Annotated in this window: 16 protein-coding genes; 7 read left to right on the plus strand and 9 right to left on the minus strand. The window is 50.9% G+C overall.

Going from position 1 to position 20,480, the window contains the following annotated elements; translation table 11 throughout:
- Positions 1-3: 3 nt before the first annotated feature.
- From FIU82_RS17840 to FIU82_RS17865, 6 genes are all read right to left on the minus strand, one after another.
- Positions 4-1,224, minus strand: coding sequence for an MFS transporter (locus FIU82_RS17840; RefSeq protein ID WP_138509146.1), 1,221 nt, complete (start codon positions 1,222-1,224; stop codon positions 4-6).
- A gap of 201 nt (positions 1,225-1,425) precedes the next feature.
- Entirely contained in the window at positions 1,426-2,283 is an 858-nt protein-coding gene (locus tag FIU82_RS17845; RefSeq protein ID WP_151173838.1) for a D-amino acid aminotransferase, read from the minus strand.
- Positions 2,280-3,098: a glutamate cyclase domain-containing protein gene (locus FIU82_RS17850; protein WP_238319686.1), complete on the minus strand. Its 819-nt coding sequence runs from the start codon at positions 3,096-3,098 to the stop codon at positions 2,280-2,282. Before FIU82_RS17850 ends, FIU82_RS17845 begins: the two co-directional genes overlap by 4 nt.
- A gap of 41 nt (positions 3,099-3,139) precedes the next feature.
- On the minus strand, positions 3,140-3,868 hold the full coding sequence (locus FIU82_RS17855; protein ID WP_152441814.1) for a 5-oxoprolinase subunit PxpA: 729 nt from the start codon (positions 3,866-3,868) through the stop codon (positions 3,140-3,142).
- An 8-nt stretch (positions 3,869-3,876) separates the two neighbouring features.
- Positions 3,877-4,671 carry a putative hydro-lyase gene (locus tag FIU82_RS17860; RefSeq protein WP_152441815.1) on the minus strand — a complete coding sequence of 265 codons (795 nt, stop codon included), beginning with the start codon at positions 4,669-4,671 and terminating at the stop codon, positions 3,877-3,879.
- Positions 4,672-4,702: 31 nt separating this feature from the next.
- Entirely contained in the window at positions 4,703-6,523 is a 1,821-nt protein-coding gene (locus tag FIU82_RS17865; RefSeq protein ID WP_152441816.1) for a glycoside hydrolase family 3 protein, read from the minus strand.
- Positions 6,524-6,952: 429 nt separating this feature from the next.
- Here FIU82_RS17865 and FIU82_RS17870 point away from each other — a divergent pair, with 429 nt between their 5' ends.
- On the plus strand, positions 6,953-7,336 hold the full coding sequence (locus FIU82_RS17870; protein WP_152441817.1) for a hypothetical protein: 384 nt from the start codon (positions 6,953-6,955) through the stop codon (positions 7,334-7,336).
- 217 nt (positions 7,337-7,553) lie between these two features.
- Positions 7,554-10,400 (plus strand): FAD-binding and (Fe-S)-binding domain-containing protein, encoded by a 2,847-nt coding sequence (locus FIU82_RS17875; protein WP_152441818.1) that lies wholly within the window; start codon positions 7,554-7,556, stop codon positions 10,398-10,400.
- Here the strand turns inward: FIU82_RS17875 and FIU82_RS17880 are convergent.
- The 3 genes from FIU82_RS17880 to FIU82_RS17890 form a co-directional block, all read right to left on the minus strand.
- Positions 10,397-10,735 carry a DUF1232 domain-containing protein gene (locus tag FIU82_RS17880; protein WP_152441819.1) on the minus strand — a complete coding sequence of 113 codons (339 nt, stop codon included), beginning with the start codon at positions 10,733-10,735 and terminating at the stop codon, positions 10,397-10,399. The two genes, FIU82_RS17875 and FIU82_RS17880, sit on opposite strands and share 4 nt — an antisense overlap.
- Before the next feature lie 76 nt (positions 10,736-10,811).
- A complete protein-coding gene (locus tag FIU82_RS17885; RefSeq protein WP_152441820.1) occupies positions 10,812-11,816 on the minus strand; it encodes an AraC family transcriptional regulator in 1,005 nt (334 codons plus the stop codon).
- On the minus strand, positions 11,791-12,717 hold the full coding sequence (locus FIU82_RS17890; RefSeq protein ID WP_152441821.1) for a diguanylate cyclase: 927 nt from the start codon (positions 12,715-12,717) through the stop codon (positions 11,791-11,793). The genes FIU82_RS17885 and FIU82_RS17890 overlap by 26 nt, the downstream gene beginning before the upstream one ends.
- Before the next feature lie 285 nt (positions 12,718-13,002).
- Here FIU82_RS17890 and FIU82_RS17895 point away from each other — a divergent pair, with 285 nt between their 5' ends.
- From FIU82_RS17895 to FIU82_RS17915, 5 genes are all read left to right on the plus strand, one after another.
- Complete coding sequence (locus FIU82_RS17895; protein ID WP_152441822.1) at positions 13,003-15,297, plus strand: TonB-dependent siderophore receptor; 2,295 nt, start codon at positions 13,003-13,005, stop codon at positions 15,295-15,297.
- Between the two features lie 44 nt (positions 15,298-15,341).
- Entirely contained in the window at positions 15,342-16,337 is a 996-nt protein-coding gene (locus tag FIU82_RS17900; protein WP_152441823.1) for a metallophosphoesterase, read from the plus strand.
- The gene (locus FIU82_RS17905; protein ID WP_152441824.1) at positions 16,327-18,264 is read left to right on the plus strand and encodes a phytase; all 1,938 of its coding nucleotides are present in this window, start codon (positions 16,327-16,329) and stop codon (positions 18,262-18,264) included. The genes FIU82_RS17900 and FIU82_RS17905 overlap by 11 nt, the downstream gene beginning before the upstream one ends.
- 129 nt (positions 18,265-18,393) lie before the next feature.
- Positions 18,394-19,404, plus strand: a complete 1,011-nt coding sequence (locus tag FIU82_RS17910) for a hypothetical protein (RefSeq protein WP_152441825.1) — start codon at positions 18,394-18,396, stop codon at positions 19,402-19,404.
- A gap of 86 nt (positions 19,405-19,490) precedes the next feature.
- The gene (locus FIU82_RS17915; protein WP_152441826.1) at positions 19,491-20,159 is read left to right on the plus strand and encodes a M15 family metallopeptidase; all 669 of its coding nucleotides are present in this window, start codon (positions 19,491-19,493) and stop codon (positions 20,157-20,159) included.
- Positions 20,160-20,480: the final 321 nt, after the last annotated feature.

The raw sequence follows: 20,480 nt of genomic DNA on the forward strand, positions 1-20,480 counted from the left end.
CGTTTACAGGCGTCGAGTCGCATATTGTTGGTAATCTACAGGTGCCGCAGCTTTGCGTCGCAGTAACACTACGCTCAGCGCCCACATCACTAAGCCTCCGGCAAACAAACTCGCACTGACATAGCCCGTTTCGTTCATCTGTAGACCATAAGTAAGGGCCATGCCCCCAGCCCACGGACCGATTGCATTGGCAGTATTAAAGGCACATTGCACCAGCGCCCCAATCATGGCATGGCCTTGCGGCGAGACCTGCATAAGCAGCGACTGGATCACGGTACCTAAACCAACACTAAAGCCAATAAAGAAGATCACCCCACACAGCAGATAAATATTTGTGGCTACATTAACATACAGCAACGCAAACAAGGTTGCGCCAAGCAGCGCTGCACCTGTGGTGATAAGCGCAGAGTGGTCGGCGGCTTTACCCAGTACATAATTGCCTAAGGTACAGCCTATACCGAACATCACCATGGCGATGGAAATGGTGACGGCAGCGCTTTGCGTAACCTGTAAAATGGTGTCGGCGATATAGGTATAAATACAAAAGACGCCACCAAAACCTATGATAATAATTCCAAGAATAGACCAAACAAGTGGATTCTTAAGCACCTCTAACTGATCGCCTAAATGAGTGTGCTCTTTGTTGGCTTGGTTTGGCACCAGCCATAACACCAGCACAAAAGCGATTAAGGCCAGTAGGGCCACCAGAGCTAAACAATAGCGCCATGAGAGTGATTGGCCTATTAAGGTAACGAGCGGCACACCGACAATAGTGGCGATGGTCAGCCCCATAAATACCTTAGCCATAAAGCTTGCGCGGCGATGAGCGGGGGCCAGCTGAGCTGCCAGCAACAGCGCAGTACCAAAATATGCGCCATGGGGGAGGCCGCTTAATAAACGAAATAGCACGAGCTGCTCCAGCGTTTGTGCCATTGCGCTGAGGCCATTGGCAACAAACATAATGGCAACGAATATGGCCAGCGCGTTTCGCTTATTCATGTTTGCGCACACGAGCATAAACACCGGTGCGCCAATCACGACGCCGATGGCATAGGCGCTAATGGCATAGCCACTTTGCCCGGGGGTTACCGCAAAGGTCTCACTGATCAAAGGTAACATGGGCATCATCGAAAATTCGGTCAGACCTAAAATAAAGGTCCCCAAGGCCAACACGAGTAAAATAACGCCAATAGGTTGGCGGCCCTGACTATCAAGGTGGTGCATAAGAACCCTTTTGTAGTAATTGGTTGTGATTATCGGCGCCAATGGAGACAGAAAAACAGGAGAGAGATTGAGTCTGAGACTGTACGACGCCTATTTGTATGATAATTTAAAGTGGCACCCTCAAGCAAGGGCTGAGCTTAGGTTTGTAGCCTGAATTCGAATGCAGCGCCAGCCTCACACCGGCGCTATAAGGGGTCGTTGTTAGTAGTCGAACTTATGTTGGCTAAACAGGCTTTGCACTTGTTGCCATACCGGGCCGGGTTGGCCGCTGCCAATGACTTGATCGGCGACTTTAACCACCGGACCGACTTCTTTGGTTGCCGAGGTGATCCATACTTCATCGGCGTTAAGTAATTCCGCTTTGCTGATCACGCGTTGTTGCACGGCAAAGTCGCTGTGCTCGGCTAAAATGGTGAGTATCAGCCAGCGGGTGATCCCGGGCAGAATCTGGTGATCTAACGGCGGGGTGCTGATCACGCCATCTTTGACGATAAACACATTGCTGGAGCTTGCTTCGGTAATGTGCTCATCACTATTGAATAAGATGGTTTCTTTGTTACCTGCCGCCGCGCCGCTTTGATAATGCATCACATTGCCAAGCAGGGCAGTGGACTTAATGTTACAGCGTTGCCAACGTTTATCTTGCTCGAGGGAAACATGGTAGCTGGTGGCTAACTCCGGATCGCAAACCGGCTCGCCGGGCAGCTCAAAACAAAAGGCGAAAACCGTGGGCGTGATACCTTGCGGGTAGGCGTGGTTGCGTTTGCTATCGGCCCCACGGCTAACATGCAGATAGATACCTTGGTTTGGGCCCGGGTTCTTGGCAATCAAGGTGTCACAGATTTGCCGCCATTGCTGCGCCGTATAGTCAAGCTCAATATCAATGGCCGCTAACCCCGATTGCATGCGTTGGATATGGGCATCAAAACCGAGCATCTTACCGTGGTAGGCGGGCACCACCTCATAAATGCCGTCACCAAATAAAAAACCGCGATCCATCGGTGAGATTTTAGCCTGCTCTGGTGGCATGTAATCGCCATTTAAATACACAAGGCTCATGGGGTTTCCTCATTCTCTTGGGGCAAAAAGCCCGTTAACTGTCGTAATTGGTTGATGATACCTTGGCCATGGCTGGCATCGAGACTGTCTTCGGTCAGCTCATTGCGTAAAGTGACGCCATCGACACTGCCAAGCTCGCTGCAGTAGCGTAATAACGCCGGGCTATCAATATCACCTAACAGGTCTTGTTGCTGCCATAACCCCAGAAAAGCAATTAAGCCATATGCGCCCCAGTTCGACACGTCGGCCACAACCAACTCATCACAACTGGTGACACTGGGGGTAATTGCGAGTTGTTCAAGGGCTTCGCTTACCTTCCCCATGCCAATTTCATTGCCGCCATCGCCAATGGCCAAGGTTGGACATGGGGCCAACGTCATATAGGGGTCAAAGCTGGCGCAGCCGGAGCTAATATCTTCACCGCGCATATTGGTGTAGCGTCCTTGCGCGTTGAGCCCTGGACGCTCAATGGCGAGCACACAGCTGACGCGGTGATGGTGGTAGTAGGCCTGGGCTTGTTGATGAGCGCCTACGACATCATTTAAAGGCAGCGGCATACAGTTATAATCCTCGGCGATCTTCCTGTATAGCGGATCTGCGCAGATTAATTTAACTTCTTTGCCGAGTGTGGTTAGCGCCTGATATAGCGCCATTGCGCCGACCGGGCCATCGGTTTCAAAGGTCCCCGCTACGGGGAAGCCTGTAGCAATTAAAATTTGCTCCTGGGCCGCAAATAAATGCTTTGCGGCGCGGTAGACATAGCCGGGTTGCAGCGCCTTTTGTACCTGCGCCATGCCACGTAAATTCTGCGCCACGAGGCAATCTTCAATGTGTCGACTGAGTTGTAGTTGCGGTGTTAGCGGGCACACAGCGCACGGATCTCTTTGATGGCATTGACGGCTTCGAGATTATCGCCATGAACACACAAGGTATCGGCATTGAGCGCGAGGCTTTTGCCACTGTCGGTGATGACTTTGGCCTCGGCCACCAATAATTGAACTTGCTCAAGCATAGCTTGTTTATCCAGCACACTGCCTGATTGTGAGCGTGGGGTAAGGGTGCCTTGATCGGTGTAGCGGCGGTCGGCAAAGGCTTCAAATAATAATGACAGGCCGTGCTGCTGCGCCATTAATTCATGTTGTTGGCGCTGCCCGGTGGCCAGCAACATCAGCTGCAACTCGCTCGGATAGTCGGCGATGGCCTGCATCACGTTGGCGAGAATAGCGTTATCACGCATCATATCGTTGTATAAGGCGCCATGCGGCTTCACATAGCGCAGCGTTAACCCTTGCACCCTGGCCATGCCCTCTAAAGCGGCGATTTGATAATGTAAATCGCTACACAGTTCGTCGGCACTGAGCGCCATGGAGCGTCGTCCAAAGCCTTGGCGGTCAGGGTAGCTGGGGTGTGCGCCAATACTTACCTGATGGTGTTTGGCCAGTGCTAAGGTGCGGGCCATTACCTGAGGATCGCCGCCATGAAAGCCGCAGGCGATATTGGCCAAGTCAATGTGAGGCATGGCTAAGGCATCCTCACCCATACGCCAGTTGCCAAAGCTTTCACCTAAGTCGCAATTCAATAGCATAAACACTCCTAAAAGCTCGATAGTGCGGTGTTTTTAATATCTAAAATCAGCATATGCCCGGGGCTATGGGTGATGCAAAAATCCGGGCGAGCAGTGGCAATGGCTACCTGCGGCGTCACCCCACATGGCCAGAAAACCGGCACCTCGCCTGGTTTTATGGTCACCGCATCACCAAAGTTGGGCCGCTTAATATCGTTAATGCCAATGGCCTGAGGATCGCTAAAATGCACCGGTGAGCCATGCACACTAGGAAAGCGGCTGCATATTTGAATGGCGCGAATGGCATCTTTAGGGGTCATGGGCCGCATACTCACCACCATGTTGCCGCCAAAAACGCCGCTGCGGTGACAGGCTTGATTGGTCACATACATGGGAACATTGCAGTTTTCTGTGATATTACGCACTTCAATGCCATCGGCCAATAACGCCTCTTCAAAAGAAAATGAGCAGCCGATCAGAAAGGTCACTAAGTCCTTGCGCCACAGCGAGGAAATCTCGGTTTGCTCACTGACTTTTTGTCCTAGCTCATACACCCGATATTTGGGAATGTCGGTGCGAATGTCCAGATCCTGCGCTAAACGCGGTAGCTCGGTGGCGCCCGCTTCTGTGTGACCGAGTAACGGACAGGCTCGTGGGTTATTTTGACAAAAGCCCAAAAAATCATAGGCATACTTTTTAGGCAAGATCACCACATTTGCTTGCACATAACCGGGGGCAAACCCAGAGGTATGCCCTGAATAATGACCATCGCGTATCAACCGGCGGATGTCCGCAGGTGTTTTTAAAGAGGCGTTTGCGTCCATAACAGTATCTTATATCGTGTTTATCCCCACCCTAGCGCAGAACCTTGGTCGGCGCTATAGTAACCGGCAGTTCTCCAGGGGCCTGCCGCAGTCCTAAGAGTACCTTGGCCAATGCAGTAAAGGCTGGGCCTTGTACGGTTTCGCCATCATCAACATCAATATTATACGCATAGGTTGCCAACACGGCCTGCGCGTAGGCGCCAAATTGAGTAATGTCATAAGGGGCTCGCAAGCTGACAAATATCACCGGGGTGTCGCTTTGCTGCGCGTGTTGTAATAACGATTCCAGCGCATCGGGTTGCTGCTGACGATTCAGTGCAAACTGCGCTAAGGCTGAAACATCGTCCATGCCGCCTATTTCGACGGCACTTTGTGGTGGGCTGGCATTCGCAGCGATGACTACATCGGCGTCATTGATATCCAAGTATGCTTGCTCAGGGTCGTGGCCTTGCAAACTAATGCAGTGAAACACCCGGTGCTGCTCGCTGAGGTGATCCAGAGCTTGCTGCAACGCCATACACTTGCGGGTATCGGGCATAATGAGCGCCACTTTGCGTGCTTGCTTAATTAAGGTGGTAGCCCGCTGCCCAGCTTTGATATCGGTGATAGCGGCGCTGGCCAGCTCGGCTTCAATGGTTCGGTGACTGGCGTTGCCTAAGGTCATCGCCGCTAGCTCGGTTTGTAGCAGGTGATTGTCAAAGTGCGCTGGCAGTAATTGATAGTCGGCTTTCAAAGCCATAACCCGCTGCGCTGATTGTGCAAATTCAGTGCGCTCTAACTCGCCGCGCTCAATGGCATGGGCTACGGCATCAATGAGCTTATTAAGCTCGGCAATATCTTGTTCATTGCGAATAGCAATGGGCATAAGCGCAATATCGACACCGGCCTTGAAGGTGTTAATGAGCGCGTCCTCGGGGGTAAAAAAATCACTGATACCTGCCATATCTAACGCATCGGTGATGGTGACACCCTGATAACCCAGCTCCTCACGCAGCAGTGAGGTCATAATGGCCCGCGACATGGTGGCCGGTTTAACCATTGTTTGCCCCTGTTTACTGACAAAAGTGCTGCTGTCGAGCGCTGGATATTGAATATGTGCGGTCATAATCATGCCCGGGGCATGGCCGGCCTCAATCACCGCCCTAAACGGGGCAATATCTTGGGCCATGACCTGCTCTTTGCTATGCATGACCTTAGGTAAACCCGTGTGGCTATCGACATTGGTATCGCCATGACCCGGAAAGTGCTTTAACGCGGCAATGACCTGTTGGTGTTGATAGGCGTCAACCTGAGCGCCGCCAAGCTCAGCGACTCGGGCCGGGTCTTCACCAAAGGAGCGCACATTGATCACCGGGTTGTTAGGATTCATATTGACATCTAAGGTGGGCGCGTAATTAACGTTAAAACCAACGGCCCGAAGCTCTTTAGCAATCACTTTGGCACTGGCGCTGGCATAATCACTGCCATGCTTTGCATAGGTCGCACCGATGGACATATTGCCAGTCATCGCCGTACCAAGATGACGGGGAATACGAGCAACGCGCCCCCCTTCTTGGTCCACACTAATAAACAAAGGGGCCGCTAATGAGGAGGCCAGCGCCGCTTGTTGTAAGTCGCGGTTCAGAGTGACAATTTGCTCGGTGTTGTCGATGTTCTCGGCAAATAGGATCACGCCACCAATGTGGTGCGTGCTAATGGCATCGGCAAGGGCCTGTGGCAGCTTAGTCATCGGGGTGCGACAGCGGTCACTGGCAGTGCTATCACCGCAGTAATAGCGAAAGTCTAACATTAGCTTTTGGCCAATTTGCTGCTTTAAGGTGAGCTGGGTAGCGGCAAAACTTGGGGCACTCATAACGGCATATCCTACTATGGCAAGGCTTAATGCCTTGGCTATCTGGCGAAAAAACACGGCTCGCTCCGAGACTGATTTTTGGAATAAACTATTCACGATTCTATAGTGTGTAGTGGTAAAAAAACAACCACTTTAGACGGACTGACCTTAACATGTAATGATCTCAGTTGCTTAGGCGTAAAACTATCTACCTTAAGGGATTTAATAATATTTTATTCCAAGCTATGCTAAGGCACATCGCCCGCTATTAGTGACCGTCATTATGTCAGAGTACCGCGCCGCCATGGAAGCCTTCATTGAGGCTGCCCGTGAAACTTTAATGGGGTATTATGACATTAACTAATGGCCGCCAAGTGCATATCAAAGAGTCGCAGACTCGGTTGCTGTTGAAATGGATATCAAACGACTAATATGGAGCCCTCAAATTACATGGGTAATATAAATATTTTTTTTAAATGTTCATTACTTGCAGCGGTTATTATTTTTGTTAGTGGTTGTTCTAATGTTTACTGGGGGAGTATAAAAAACAACACGAGTGAAGTAATTCATGTAAAGCTTACTTTTTCTAATGAATATGGTACTCAGATCATAGAGCTACAACCTATTAAATCGCAAGAAAATGAGCTTTGGCACTATGAGCAGTCATCATTAGTAATGACCAAAATAGACAAAGACTTATCTCAAGTTGAGGCGACAAATAGTAACGGATGTACAATTACCTTAAATCGTGATGCCATTGATAAAAAAGTTGAGAATCATGAACTAGAAGTTGTTATTGAGCCACAAGATTTTCTTGATTCGTGCGGTAAATAATACACTCCCAGTTAAATTGGGCTAGATTTACCAGCACAGAATTGGTTCGACTCCCCGCTATTGCTTTTAATTGGCTAGCCATACCAGATACTTGGTAACAATAGTTAGCGACAGGGCACTGGTTGCTTAGGCGTAAAACTATCTACCTTAAGGGATTTAATAATATTTTATTCCAAGCTATGCTAAGGCACATCGCCCGCTATTAGTGACCGTCATTATGTCAGAGTACCGCGCCGCCATGGAAGCCTTCATTGAGGCTGCCCGTGAAACCTTATCCTGCGAGCAGGTGATCACAGATTATGCTTTGCGTTATGCCCTGGGCACCGACGCCAGTTTTTATCGCCTTACCCCCGAGTGTGTGGTGCGTGTACATCACCGCGCGCAGGTGCAACAGTTAATCACCCTAGCCCAGCGCTTTGGGATTGCGTTAACCTTTCGTGCTGCTGGCACCAGCCTCTCCGGGCAGGCGATTAGCGACAGTGTATTGGTGGTGCTCAGTGAGCAATGGCAGGATTATGAAATCGGTAGCAACGGTGATTGGATAACGCTATCACCGGCGCTTATCGGTGCTAAGGTCAATCAGCTGCTGGCACCATTTGGGCGTAAAATAGGCCCTGATCCGGCTTCGATCAACAGCTGCAAGGTGGGCGGTATTGCCGCAAATAATGCCTCAGGCATGTGCTGTGGTGTTAAGCATAACAGCTACCACACGCTTAAGGACATGCACATTATATTGGCCGACGGCACTGAGCTAAATACCGCAGATGCACACTCTTGTGAGCAATTTCGTCGCAGTCACGGCGAGTTCGTACAGGCCCTCGAGCATCTCGGCGAGCAAGTGCGGGCAAACCAGGCGCTGCGCACGCGCATTGAACATAAATACCGACTGAAAAACACCACAGGATATGGCCTGAATGCGCTTGTCGATTACCAAGATGGCATCGATATTATCAAGCATTTGCTGATCGGCTCCGAAGGCACCCTTGGATTCATTGCCAATATTACCTACCACACCGTGCCTCATAGTGCGCATAAACACACTGGGCTGTTTACCTTTGCGACAATAGACAGCGCTTGCGATTTTATCGAGCAGCTTAGTTGCTACCCCGTAGAGGCGGTGGAAATGCTCGATAAACGCGCGATGATGTCGGTGCGCGAACAGGCCATTATGCCCAACGAGGTTGTTGATTTTCCGGCGCAGGCCACCGCGCTGTTGATTGAAATTGCCGGCGCTGACGAGTCTGAATTACAGACCACCAGCGCCGCTGTTAGTGCCTTACTGGAACGTTATCAAAGCGATATTATTCATCAATATGCTCTTAGCAGTGATAGCGAGCGGGCACAGGCGCTGTGGAATGTGCGTAAGGGCACCTTCCCAGCGGTGGGGGCAGTGCGGGAGATAGGCACCACAGTGATTATTGAAGATGTCGCCTTTGCGCTCAGCGATTTGGCACGCGGCATTAAGGCGTTGCATGCCTTATTTGCCAAGCACGATTACCAGGAAGCCATTATTTTCGGTCATGCTTTGGCCGGTAACCTTCATTTTGTATTTACCCAGCGCTTTGATAACGATGAGCAGGTGGCGCGTTACGAACAATTTATGGCCGAGGTGGCGCAGTTGGTGGCCGTTGAACTCAATGGTTCGCTGAAAGCCGAGCATGGGACGGGACGAAACATGGCCCCCTTTGTGGCCCTAGAGTGGGGAGATGATGGCTATGGAGTCATGAAACAGATCAAACAGCTGTTTGATCCCAAGGGGATTTTTAACCCTGGGGTGATCATCAACAGCGACCCGCGTGCACACCTGCAGCATGTTAAAGCTCTGCCAGCGACCGATGACACTATTGATAGCTGTATCGAGTGCGGCTTTTGCGAGCCTGTTTGTCCATCGCAAGGTTACACCTTAACCCCGCGCCAACGTATTAGTTTGAGTCGTCATCAACAAGAGCTTCAGGCGCAATTAGCCAGTAGCACCAGCCCAAGCCCTCGTTTACGGCAGCGTTTAGGGGCCGTTCAAAGCCGCTTTCAGCACTTAGTCGATAGCAGCTGCGCCGCGACCGGATTATGTGCAACGCGCTGCCCTGTTGGCATAGACACCGGTGCCTATGTGAAATCGTTACGCCAACAGGGGTTTGCGCAATCGCGTTTGGCTAATCGCATTGCCCAATTCAGCGCGCAGCATTTTCAGGGCAGTACGCAGCTTGCCCGCGTTGGCCTCAGTAGCATGAAAAAACTGGCCCATGTAGTGGGCGAGACGCAGCTACACAACAGCACCCAGTGGTTGCATCAGCGTTTTGGCACCCCTATCTATTTCAGCGCCTGGCCGAAAGGGCAGAAGCAGCCAAACCTAGCACAGAGCCACAGTAAGTCCGGGGAACGTAACGTAGTGTACATTCCTAGTTGTGCAAATAGGGTTTTTGCCAACGATGGCGAGCACAGTGTGCAGCAAACACTGCAACAATTATTTGCCAAAGCAGGCTTTACGGTTATTGTGCCCAAACAACTAGGGCAATTGTGTTGTGGTATGGCGTTTCACAGTCGAGGCGCGGTGCACCAAGCCCAGTATAAGCAGCAACAGCTTCAGCAGGTTATGGCCGAGCTCAGTGACAACGGGCGTTGGCCGGTGGTCATGGATGCCAGCCCCTGTGCCTTGCACAGCGCCAGTGACGGCGACATCGCGCCGCTTGATAGTATTACCTTTGCGCAGCAGTACCTGCTGCCACATCTGCACATCACCCCCAGTGCCGAGCCTATCTGGTTACATGTCACCTGTAGTTCGCAACACCTCGATGGAGGCAAGGCCATGTTGGCGCTGGCAAATGCATTGAGTGAGAAAGTCAGTACCACCGATATTAGTTGTTGTGGTTTTGCCGGTGATAAAGGGTTCACGCATCCTGAGCTCAACAGCCATGCTTTGCGTCATCTCACAGACTCGCAGCCCCCTGGCTGCAAAAGCGGTTACAGCAACAGTCGCACCTGTGAAATTGGTCTTAAAGCACACAGTGGTGTGGTGTTTACGTCGCTTTTGCTGCGCTTAAATGAGCAAGCGCAGGCACGCAGTTAACGCTGACCCTTGGGGACATAGACTATGGCCTTTGCTTTGCGTTTGGCTAGGCTTTTTACTCGGGCATCAATGCATGATGAAAACGTCATGATCGCCGCGCCCATAAAGGTGCCGTCGTCGGCGTAACCAAAACTTGTGGCCAAGTCATGGATTAAATCATAGGGAAAAAGCAGATACGCCAATGCGGCGATTAACGCTAATTTATACGTAGCGGTGCATTTTGGTGAATGCCATGCGAAATAGAGGGTTAGCAGCTTTGCGAGCAAGGCGCGAATGCCGATGAGTAGCCAGCGTGGATAGGCACTTCGGTGATTTAAATTGGGTTTGCTGTGCATAAGTCACTCCTGTTGTTAATGACAGCATAATGCATGGGCGCAATAAAAGTATTACACGGCGTTACCCTATGCCCTTTTACAGGCTCATTGACTCTTTTAATTCGCTCGGAGTGAGGCCGGTCCAGCGCTTAAATGCGCGACGAAAGTTCGGGGTGTCGTAAAAGGCTAAGCGGTTGGCCACATAATCGTTGCCTTTATCACGAATGCTAAGTAAATAAACCGCTCTAAGCGTTTGCTGCTGTTGTTGTAATTGGGAAAAGCGCCAGCCATGCTCTTTGAGTTTGCGCTTAAAAGTAGCAGGGCTCATGGCCATATGTTGCGCGAGTGCGGCCAAGCTAAGGTGCGGTTGGCGCGATAACAACTGGCACAGCGCATCGATGAAATACGACGGCGACTCACACCGAGGTTGGCTTTGCAGACGTTGCCAGCGCAACAGACTGGCATTGTCGTTAGGGCATCTGAGCATACTGGCAGCAAAGGACCATTTATACACGGGCTGGGCAAAGCGTAAACGCGTACCAAGGTTATGCTCAAACTCATACATATGGCGTGGGCGCTTACAGGCAAAATCAAAGTGACAGTGTGGGTAGCCTTGGCTTAGGCGCTTTAACAGGGCATAGAAAGCGCTGCTATAGGCCTGCATAAGTAATTCGGTTGCCTTACTCTCTGGGGCCAGCGTTGGCGTAATAAACACATGCACTTGGCGCTGATAAAGGTGATAACGAACATGGACCAGTGGCCCAATGTGTTGGTAGAGGCGTTGCAGCATACGTAGGCTATCGCCAACAGTTGGCGCGCTTAGCAAGGCTTGCCCGACCGTGCCCAGTTCATTAAGTAGTTGCTGCCCTAATAAAAATCCCGCATCGGGGTGAGGAAATTGGCCTTGGTATTGTGCCAGCAAGCGCATTAGCTGATGATGACTAAAACGGCTGTGTGGGTCGAGTAAATCGTCACTAAAAATCCCCGTGCCTCGCAGTAGCTTGTGCAAATCAGCACCACGAGCCAGAGCCAGCTCGGCGATGGCACTGATCAGCCCCTCACTGCTAATGACTTTTTTATCTTGAAGCGCAAAGCGTGGCATCGCCCTGGCCTGGTCGGTGTTTTTGTTGTTGTAATTGCTGTTGCAGCTGCCTCAACAGCTTCGGTAACGACTCATCTTTTGCGGTTTCAATGACGGCGCTGTAGGTGTTTATGTAGTGGGCTTGCCCTTGGGGGTCAAGGCGAAAGGCGCAGTGGCGAATGGCACTTTGTAACTGCGCGATAAGCTGCTGTGCTTGGCGACTCGCGGTGGCGGGCAAAAGCAGAATGAAGCAATCACTGGCATAACGACTGAGTACATCGCCCATACGAATATTCATCACCATTAAATCGCTGAGCTCACGCAGTAATCGATCGCCGGTGGCAAGGCCGAAGCGGGCGTTAACGGTGGCAAAGCTTTCTACATCAATCATGGCAATACAACATTTAGCCTCGTTCTCGCGGCTGCTATCGAAGACTTTTTGCACATACTGAATACGATATAATCCGGTGACCGGGCACACTTTTTGGTGGTCGCGCATATGCGCCTCACGGCGAGCCAGTTGGCGGTTTAGCACAAACTGCTCTTGATGCCACCAATACAGACCGGCGCTGGTGAATAACATGCCTATGGGGGCAGGCAGAGACTCAATCCAACTTAACCAATAGCGACTGGGCTGGTGTAACCACTCATCAAGCAAGTCTAATGATGCAGAAAACATGAATAGCCCCAGCCCTAGCACCAGCAAGGTTGTGACTTTCCCCGGTGGCCGAGACACCAGCAGTGCGACAATCCAGCTTAATGTCATGAGCACAATGCTGCCTTCGCCAAGGATATCAAGCCAGGCAATATCACCACTGTATTTGAGCTCCCCCAACTGATAGCTGAGTAGCGCGGCAAGTACCAACCAAGCGATGCTTATATGAGCCAGTAAGGGATGAGTGCGAAATGGGTTAAAGCGCATGAAAGACCTTGAGTTAATTAGTGTGTGGTTATGCTAGCGGGCCAACTTCACTATGGGCAGGGTCATATTGGCTCAATGATATGACAGCATCATGACCACGTCATGCGATAACACCGCTCAAGAGCCCGTTCTTTGCTCTGCGAGTAGGGTTTTTATAGCTCAAAAGCCACCATAACGCGGCCCATTTAGCTCGCTTGGGCAGCGCGATAGCAGCGACTGTCACAGTGCTGTCATCTGCTGTTTTTAGCTTAGCGCCATACCAAGGACACGCAGGAGAAAACAGCAATGACAAGCTTTAAACTAAAAGCGCTGGTGGCGGCATTAGCGCTTACCAATATCAGCGCCTATGGCGCTCAAGAAAACGCCAACAAACCGGTGAAAGTATCTGAGGAGCTGGTGGTGTATGGCGACATCGGCTATCGCAACCGCTCGCAGCAACTAGCACCCACTTTGGAATATGACCAAGATTACTTTCAGCGCTTTGAACCACTGACCGCTGGCGATGCCCTTAAACGGGTGCCGAGTGTGACTTTTTTATCTGATGTGCTGGAGTCCGACGGCGCGCGTATGCGCGGTTTGAGTCCAGCCTATACTAAGGTGCTGATCAATGGCGAAGAAGTACCTGGTGCTGGCGCCGACCGTTCATTCTTTGTTGATCGCATTCCCGCTGAGCTCATCGAACGAGTAGAGATCATCCGCTCGCCCAGTGCTAACCGCTCCGCCGATGCCATTGCCGGTACGCTGAATATCGTTTTGCGTGATGGCTATAGCCTAGACGGTGGCTACTTGCGCGCCGGCGGCCTGCGCTACGATGATGGTGAATTTAAAGAAAGCCTAGGCGGTGTCTATGGCACTGAACTTGGCGGCGGGCGCATGTTACTGGGAGCCAATTTACAAGGGCGCTACAACCCCAAGAAAAAGACCAGTTTTCGCTACGGTGATAGCCCGGAAAACAACCCCGACTACCGTGAACAAACCTTCGATAATCGCGAACATCAAGACGATACCCGTGATGGCGATGACACCTCATTGAACGCCAGCTATGAATACACCTTCAACGATGGCGCCTATTTCGACATCAGCGGTATTTGGGTCGACACCGAGCGCAGTGAGGATGAACGTTCATATGAGTATAACCACCCCAGTACGACCAGTGGTGATGCGGCCAACGGCGGTAGTTTACTGACCGATAATGCCAATATTGCCGATATTGAGCAGACCAATTACAGCCTTAGCTCCAGCTATAACCAGCCACTTTTTGGCGGTAACAGTAAATTTAAGATGGCTGTGGCGCGCTTTGAAGAGTCGGTATTTGAACAAGAGGTCGAACTCGATACCGCTGAATTGCCCATGGTATTGGAGCAGGAGCAAGAGCGCAGCGACATTGATGATAAAGAGTGGACGCTACAATGGCAGCACAGTCATCCCTACAGCGATAGCAAACAATGGCAAATCGGCGCGTTTTGGCAACAAAAAGAGCGGGACACCGGTATTTACGCCTCTGAAAGTGAATTAGAAACCATGCAAAGCCGCTGGGATCAATTCGCGCAGTCGCCGCTGTCGCTGGCCACTTTTGATGCGCCATTTGAGGCCGTTAGCGGCGGTGTGAACACAGTGCAAGAGCAGCGTTTTGATGTCTTTGCGTTGCTTAAACACGAGAGTCAGGAGTTTGTTTGGGAGCTGGGTGTACGTTGGGAGAGCACCGATTCGCAGATGGACAACCATGTTGATGCGGTGCGCACCGACAACGATTACGACTTTATTTTGCCCTCCGCTCATATACGCGTGCAAGTGGCAGAAAACGGCCGCATCAACGCGTCGGTAGCGCGCAGCTTACGTCGTCCGGACTTTGACTATATTACCCCCGCGCTGCGTGAGGAGGAGTTGGCCGACAACGACTTATTGGGCAACCCGGCACTTGAGCCGGAGTCGGCATGGGGCGTCGACCTAGGTTATGAGTATCGTCTCGGTCAGACCGGAGTGATGGGCGTGAATCTGTTTTATCGTGATGTCAGCGATTTAATTGAAATCGCCAATACCGGTATGCAAGGGGCCGAGGGCGAGGGCACCTTTGTGCTGCAACCCCGTAATACCGGCGATGGCACGGTGTATGGCGTCGAGCTCGATTTGTCGACACCCCTAGGCGCATTGGGGCTACCCAATACCGGGGTGTTTGTGAATTACTCCTGGCTTGATAGTGAAGTCGAGGACTTTTTCGGTGAGCGTAAATTTAACGACCAATCAGATTACGTCTATAACCTCGGATTTATTCATGACTTTCCTCAGCTTGGCGCGTCTTTCGGGGCCACCTATCGCAAGCAAGGCGATGCCCTTGGGCGTTTTGTTGGTGAAGAGGTAAGTACGCACTATGGCGCTGATCTTGAGCTGTTTATAGAAAAGCGTTGGCAAAAGCTGACGCTACGGATGGTGGGCTCCAACTTACTGGATGCCAGTAAAGATGAAGTATTCAACAAGTTCGATACCTTAGAGCAGCAAATCGAGCGGGACTTTGATGAATACGAATTGGAGTCGGAGCAGGCCGGGCCCGTGGTGCAATTGATGTTGCGCTACGCCTTTTAAATTTAGGCGTGGTGAGTAGTGCACCACGCCAATGAGGAAAGAACATGATTAAGCAGTTAATAACTCTCATTGCCTTGCTCGTGGCGCCGCCATTATTGGCCCAGAGCACGCCCATTTATAGCGATGCGCTCTATCAACAGCAGCGCATTGAAGGGCTGGCGCCCTTGGCTGATAGCATCAACTTTGCCGTTATTGGTGATTGGGGCCACAACGGACACTTTTACCAGCGCCCCGTTGCCCACCAGTTAGAGATTGCCTTGTACCAACTGGATGGTGACTTTGTGATCTCCACCGGCGATAACTTTTACCCCGATGGCGTTGCCAGTACCCAGGATCCATTGTGGCAAAGTGCCTTTGAGCGGATATATCACGGCCCTCATAGTTTTGTGCCGTGGCACAGTGTGTTGGGCAACCATGACTACTTAGGCAATGCCCAAGCGCAAATTGATTACAGCAACGTCAGTGGCCGTTGGCAGATGCCGGCACGTTATTACAGCCAGCGCTTCACGTTGGCCAGTGGTGAGCCTGTGCTGGTGTTGTTTTTGGATACCAATACCCTAGTCAGTGACTATCGCACTCGCGCCAAGTACCGCGCCACCCAAGGGCAGCACCCTGGGCCACAGCTTGCATGGCTAAAGCGGCAATTGGCGGGCAGTGACGCAGCATGGACCCTCGTTGTGGGCCATCACCCCATTTACACCAGTGGCAAACGCTATGGTCGCGATAACGGCTTGGTTGAGACGTTAGCACCGCTGCTGAAGCGCTATGGCGTTGATGCCTATATAGCCGGCCATGAACATGACTTACAACATAACCAAATTAAACACAGTGACCTGGCGCATTATGTTTCTGGCGGCGGCAGCGAAGCGCGCAGCGTCGAGCAGCGAGAATTTACGCGCTACGCCGAAGCCACCCCAGGCTTTTTAACATTTTCAATTAATGCCGATGCACTGCAGATGACGGCGGTTAATCACCGAGGCGAAGTGCGTTACCAACATAAACAACTGCGTCGTAATAAGGAGCAAAAACATGACCATTAAAAATAATAAGCTCGTTAATGTCAGTATGGCGGCGGCGCTAATGGCGCTAACCCTGTTTACTAAACATAGCTACAGCGAAGGCCTGGCGGTGACGGAGCTCGGCGAGCAACATAATATGCAGGGCTCGCAGGCTCAGTGGTTGCACACTGGGCACTGGCTGCTCGCCAGTGAAAGCCAAGGCTTATTGCTGCTCGAGCAACATCAGCAACAAATCACCCCGTTGCTTGCTGGTAACTATGAAGGCTTGTCTTTACGCCAGCTAAGCCCACAGCGCTATGTGCTGACCAGTATTGATAATAGTGCCGATGCGGTGGTGGTATGGCAGTTAGATTATGATGGCGCGCAATGGCAGATTGATGAGCTGTCACGGCTAACACCGCCGCAAGCGCAGCCGGAAGCGGCCTGTTTATATCATGATGAGCAAACGCGCACGGTGTCGGTATTTGTTGCCGATGTGCGCGGGCTTATTGCGCAAACACTGGTGTATGATCTAGAGGCTGTGAAGCCGATGCAGCTACCGATTCGCACTTTTGCTGGAGTCAGTGAAGCGTCTGGCTGTGCCGTCAGCGATCAGGCTCAGCAGCTCTTTATCGGTGAGGCAGAGCTGGGTGTGTGGAAGATAAACGCCAACAGCGAATCGCGGGCCGATAAAACACCTGTCGCCTTGGTCTCGCCATTTGGGCAACTGGCACCGGAAATTGCGGCGCTCAGCAGCGACTCCGAGGGCTATATCTACTTTACCAGCAGTCAGCGCCAGCAGGTGTATCGCTACGATCCACTGCGTGAAACGCTGCAAAGCTGGCACCTTGAGGGGCCCGAGTTAGGCGTTGAGGCCATTGCTGTGGGCGCAAGCAGCCAAGGGCAACAACAAGCCGTGTTGTTTGCCGATAAGCTCGATAGCTATATCAGCACCCAGCTACCCAGTGCTAAACAGGTGCCTGCGGGGCATGCAAAAGGGTTGCAACAGGTAAGCGCAAGCGCTGAAACTACGCCGGTAGCCGCCTTTGGCGATGCGGCGGACGACCCCGCTATTTGGGTCCATCCGAGTAATGCGCAACACTCGCTGATTCTGGGTACAGATAAACGTCGTGGCTTAATGGTCTATGGGCTTGATGGTCAGTTACGGCAACAGCTCGCTGCAGGGCGGGTGAATAATGTTGATGTGCGCCAGCATCAAGGTATCAATAACGCCACCCACACGTTAATTGCTGCAAGTAACCGCAGCAGCAATAGCATTAGTTTGTTTACCGTGAGCAGCGATGGGCAGGTACAGCAGCTCAGTGATATTGCCACTAACCTAACAGAAATTTATGGCTTGTGTATGTACAGCGCGCAAAGTGGTCATTATGTGTTTGTGAATGACAAAAATGGCACCTATCAACAGTACCGTATTAGCGTGCAAGACACCGAGGTTCACGGTCAACGTGTACGCCAGTTCTCATTACCAAGCCAACCCGAAGGCTGCACCGCAGACGATCAATCCGGGCAACTATTTATGGGCGAGGAAGATGCGGGTATTTGGTTTATCGGCGCGGAGCCTGATACTGGCACCAGGGCACAGCGTATACAGCAGCTAGATAGTCACCTTGTTGCCGATGTTGAGGGCATGGAGATCTATCATCGCGACGATGGCACACGATTGCTGGTGGTGTCCAGTCAAGGTGATAACAGCTATGTGCTGTATCGCATAGAAGGTAAGCGCTCAGAGCCGACGCTAACGCGATTAGTGAAGTTTGCGGTAACGGCGGATATTGAAAAAGGCATAGATGGTGTATCGGAAACAGACGGACTAACGGTCACCGCTCATGCTTTACCTGGTTATCCCCAAGGAGTGCTGGTTGTCCAAGATGGTTATAACCGTATGCCACAACAACCACAAAACTTTAAAATTATTGATTGGCGGCAGATAGATAAATTACTGCCCTAAGTTGCGCGCGATGCCTGGCTATGAGGCGGGAGACATCGCGCAGCCAACGTGCGAATTGAATTATTGTCATTACTGAAATGGTAAAATGTTTCTATACTTTGACGGTGACGACAATAACAGAGTGCGCTTATGGCCGTAGTTCCCAGCTTAATAGTGTTAGCTGCAACGTTAACCTCCATGCAATTAAATGACGTGCTGGTGCGGGCCGAAAGCCATGCGCGTGAGCGCCCGCAGCAAACATTGGCTCTATATCAACAATATAACGATAGCTTCGGCTCTGTGCCGACGTCGGTGCGCTTTCGCTGGTATTTCGCGGCTGCTCAAGCGGCCATATTCAGTAATAACTTTAGCCAGGCGCGCGATCTTATCGACAGTCTTTTAGCCCTTGGTGATAGCAAAACGCAGCAGCTGAGTCGTAGCTATAATTTATTGGGTATTTGGCTTAAGAAAAACCAGCTATTAACCGATGCAGAGCACGCCTACCAATGCGCATTTACAAACGAATCACGACCTATTTATCGCGCTATCTATCTTAATAATATGTTGATTGTTGCCCGTCATCGGCAGTCTTATCAGTTGGCGCAAAGTTATTACGACCGCGCAGCAGCCATTTTACAAGCCCATCCAAATGATGCTTTAAGCGCCAGCCTTGCCAATAATATGGGTATGTTAAGGTTAAGTTTGGGTGATATTAAAGGAGCTGTGGGAGATTTTCGTAAAGCCACTTTTTTAAAAGAGCAACATAATCTCGCGTTAAGTCAGTTGAATGCAGCGATGAACTTGGCCTTAGCGCTTTTGTTAAACGAGCAGAGCGAGCGCGGAGCACGATTACTTGCCGATATAGATGCGTTAGTTGCACAGTCTACTGACCCTGACCGCCATACCTTGTTTGCATACCTGCACGCAATGCTCGATAAGCAGCAACACCAACCAGTGCGCCACACCGAGCAGCAATTAAGAGCACGCTTTACACAAATAAAAGATGATAGCCTGGCTCAGCTAGTGCGCTACAGCGCCGACTATTTAAACCTGAGCTTACCAGCGCGAGCTGTTAACCTAGGTGAAAGCGCCAGTGCGTCCATGCAGGCGGCACTGCAGCGCTGTCAAAGCGCTAACCTCAACGAACATGTGCATCGCTGAGTCCCGCATGAGCGGTGGTTTTCCTTAGCGATGGAATAGGGTATTGTTTATTTTATCGCTTTGGTCAAAAACAGGAATGAAAGGTTATGAAAGGGTGTGTTATCGGTGCAGCTGTGTTTGCCAGCGTCATTCTCAACCCTGTGGCAGCGAAGCCGAGTGAATTTGTCGCCATTGCTGATATCGCGCCAAGTATTCAAAAAGATATCCGTTATTTTGGTCGTGATAACTTTGTTGGTACGACTATCGATGGTTACTTGGCACCTAAATGTCTATTACATCAAGATGCCGCTAAAGCGCTAGCAAAGGTACAAAAAAAGGCACTGCAACAAGGCATGACCCTGAAAGTGTTTGATTGTTACCGACCACAGCGCGCCGTTGATCATTTTGTCCGCTGGGTGAGCGATACCAGCGCACAAGATACCAAAGCACACTATTACCCGAATCTAGATAAGGGCGTGTTACTTGGTGATTACATTGCCGCAAAGTCGGGCCATAGCCGAGGCGCAACTGTTGATTTAACCTTAGTCGACATGGCTTCCGGTGAGGAGCTGGATATGGGCTCGGCGTTTGATATGTTTGACCCGATATCAAATACTGATGATCCGCGTATCAGTGCGCAACAGCGTGACAATCGCTATCTACTACGCGACCTCATGACTGCACAGGGCTTTGCCCCCTACGCGATGGAATGGTGGCACTTTTCCTTAAAACCCCAACCCTATCCAGATACCTATTTTGACTTTGTGGTGCGTTAGAAAACAAACAAATTATGGACTTAGGCTCGGAACCTGCTGCATATTGAAGTCTGGTTGGCGCACTTCATAGTGTGAGCAAACCTGCAAATGACCTCTAACTTCTTACCCATACTCTAATGGTGAGAAAGCTCTCGAAAGCTTAAAATGAGCATGTGAATAATGAAAGCCGAAGATTTACCAATAAATGAGTTCATTCCTAAGTTGAGGTATTCTTTGACATTAGTCGCCTGCATCATGGCGTTGGTGTTTTGTTATACGACGATATCGATCACTGTCAATATAGTGTTCTCTTTAGATCAACACCTTAAAGCATGGTATATG

The organism is Pseudoalteromonas sp. THAF3 (genome assembly GCF_009363775.1).
In the GTDB taxonomy this organism is placed as follows: Bacteria; Pseudomonadota; Gammaproteobacteria; order Enterobacterales; family Alteromonadaceae; genus Pseudoalteromonas; species Pseudoalteromonas ruthenica.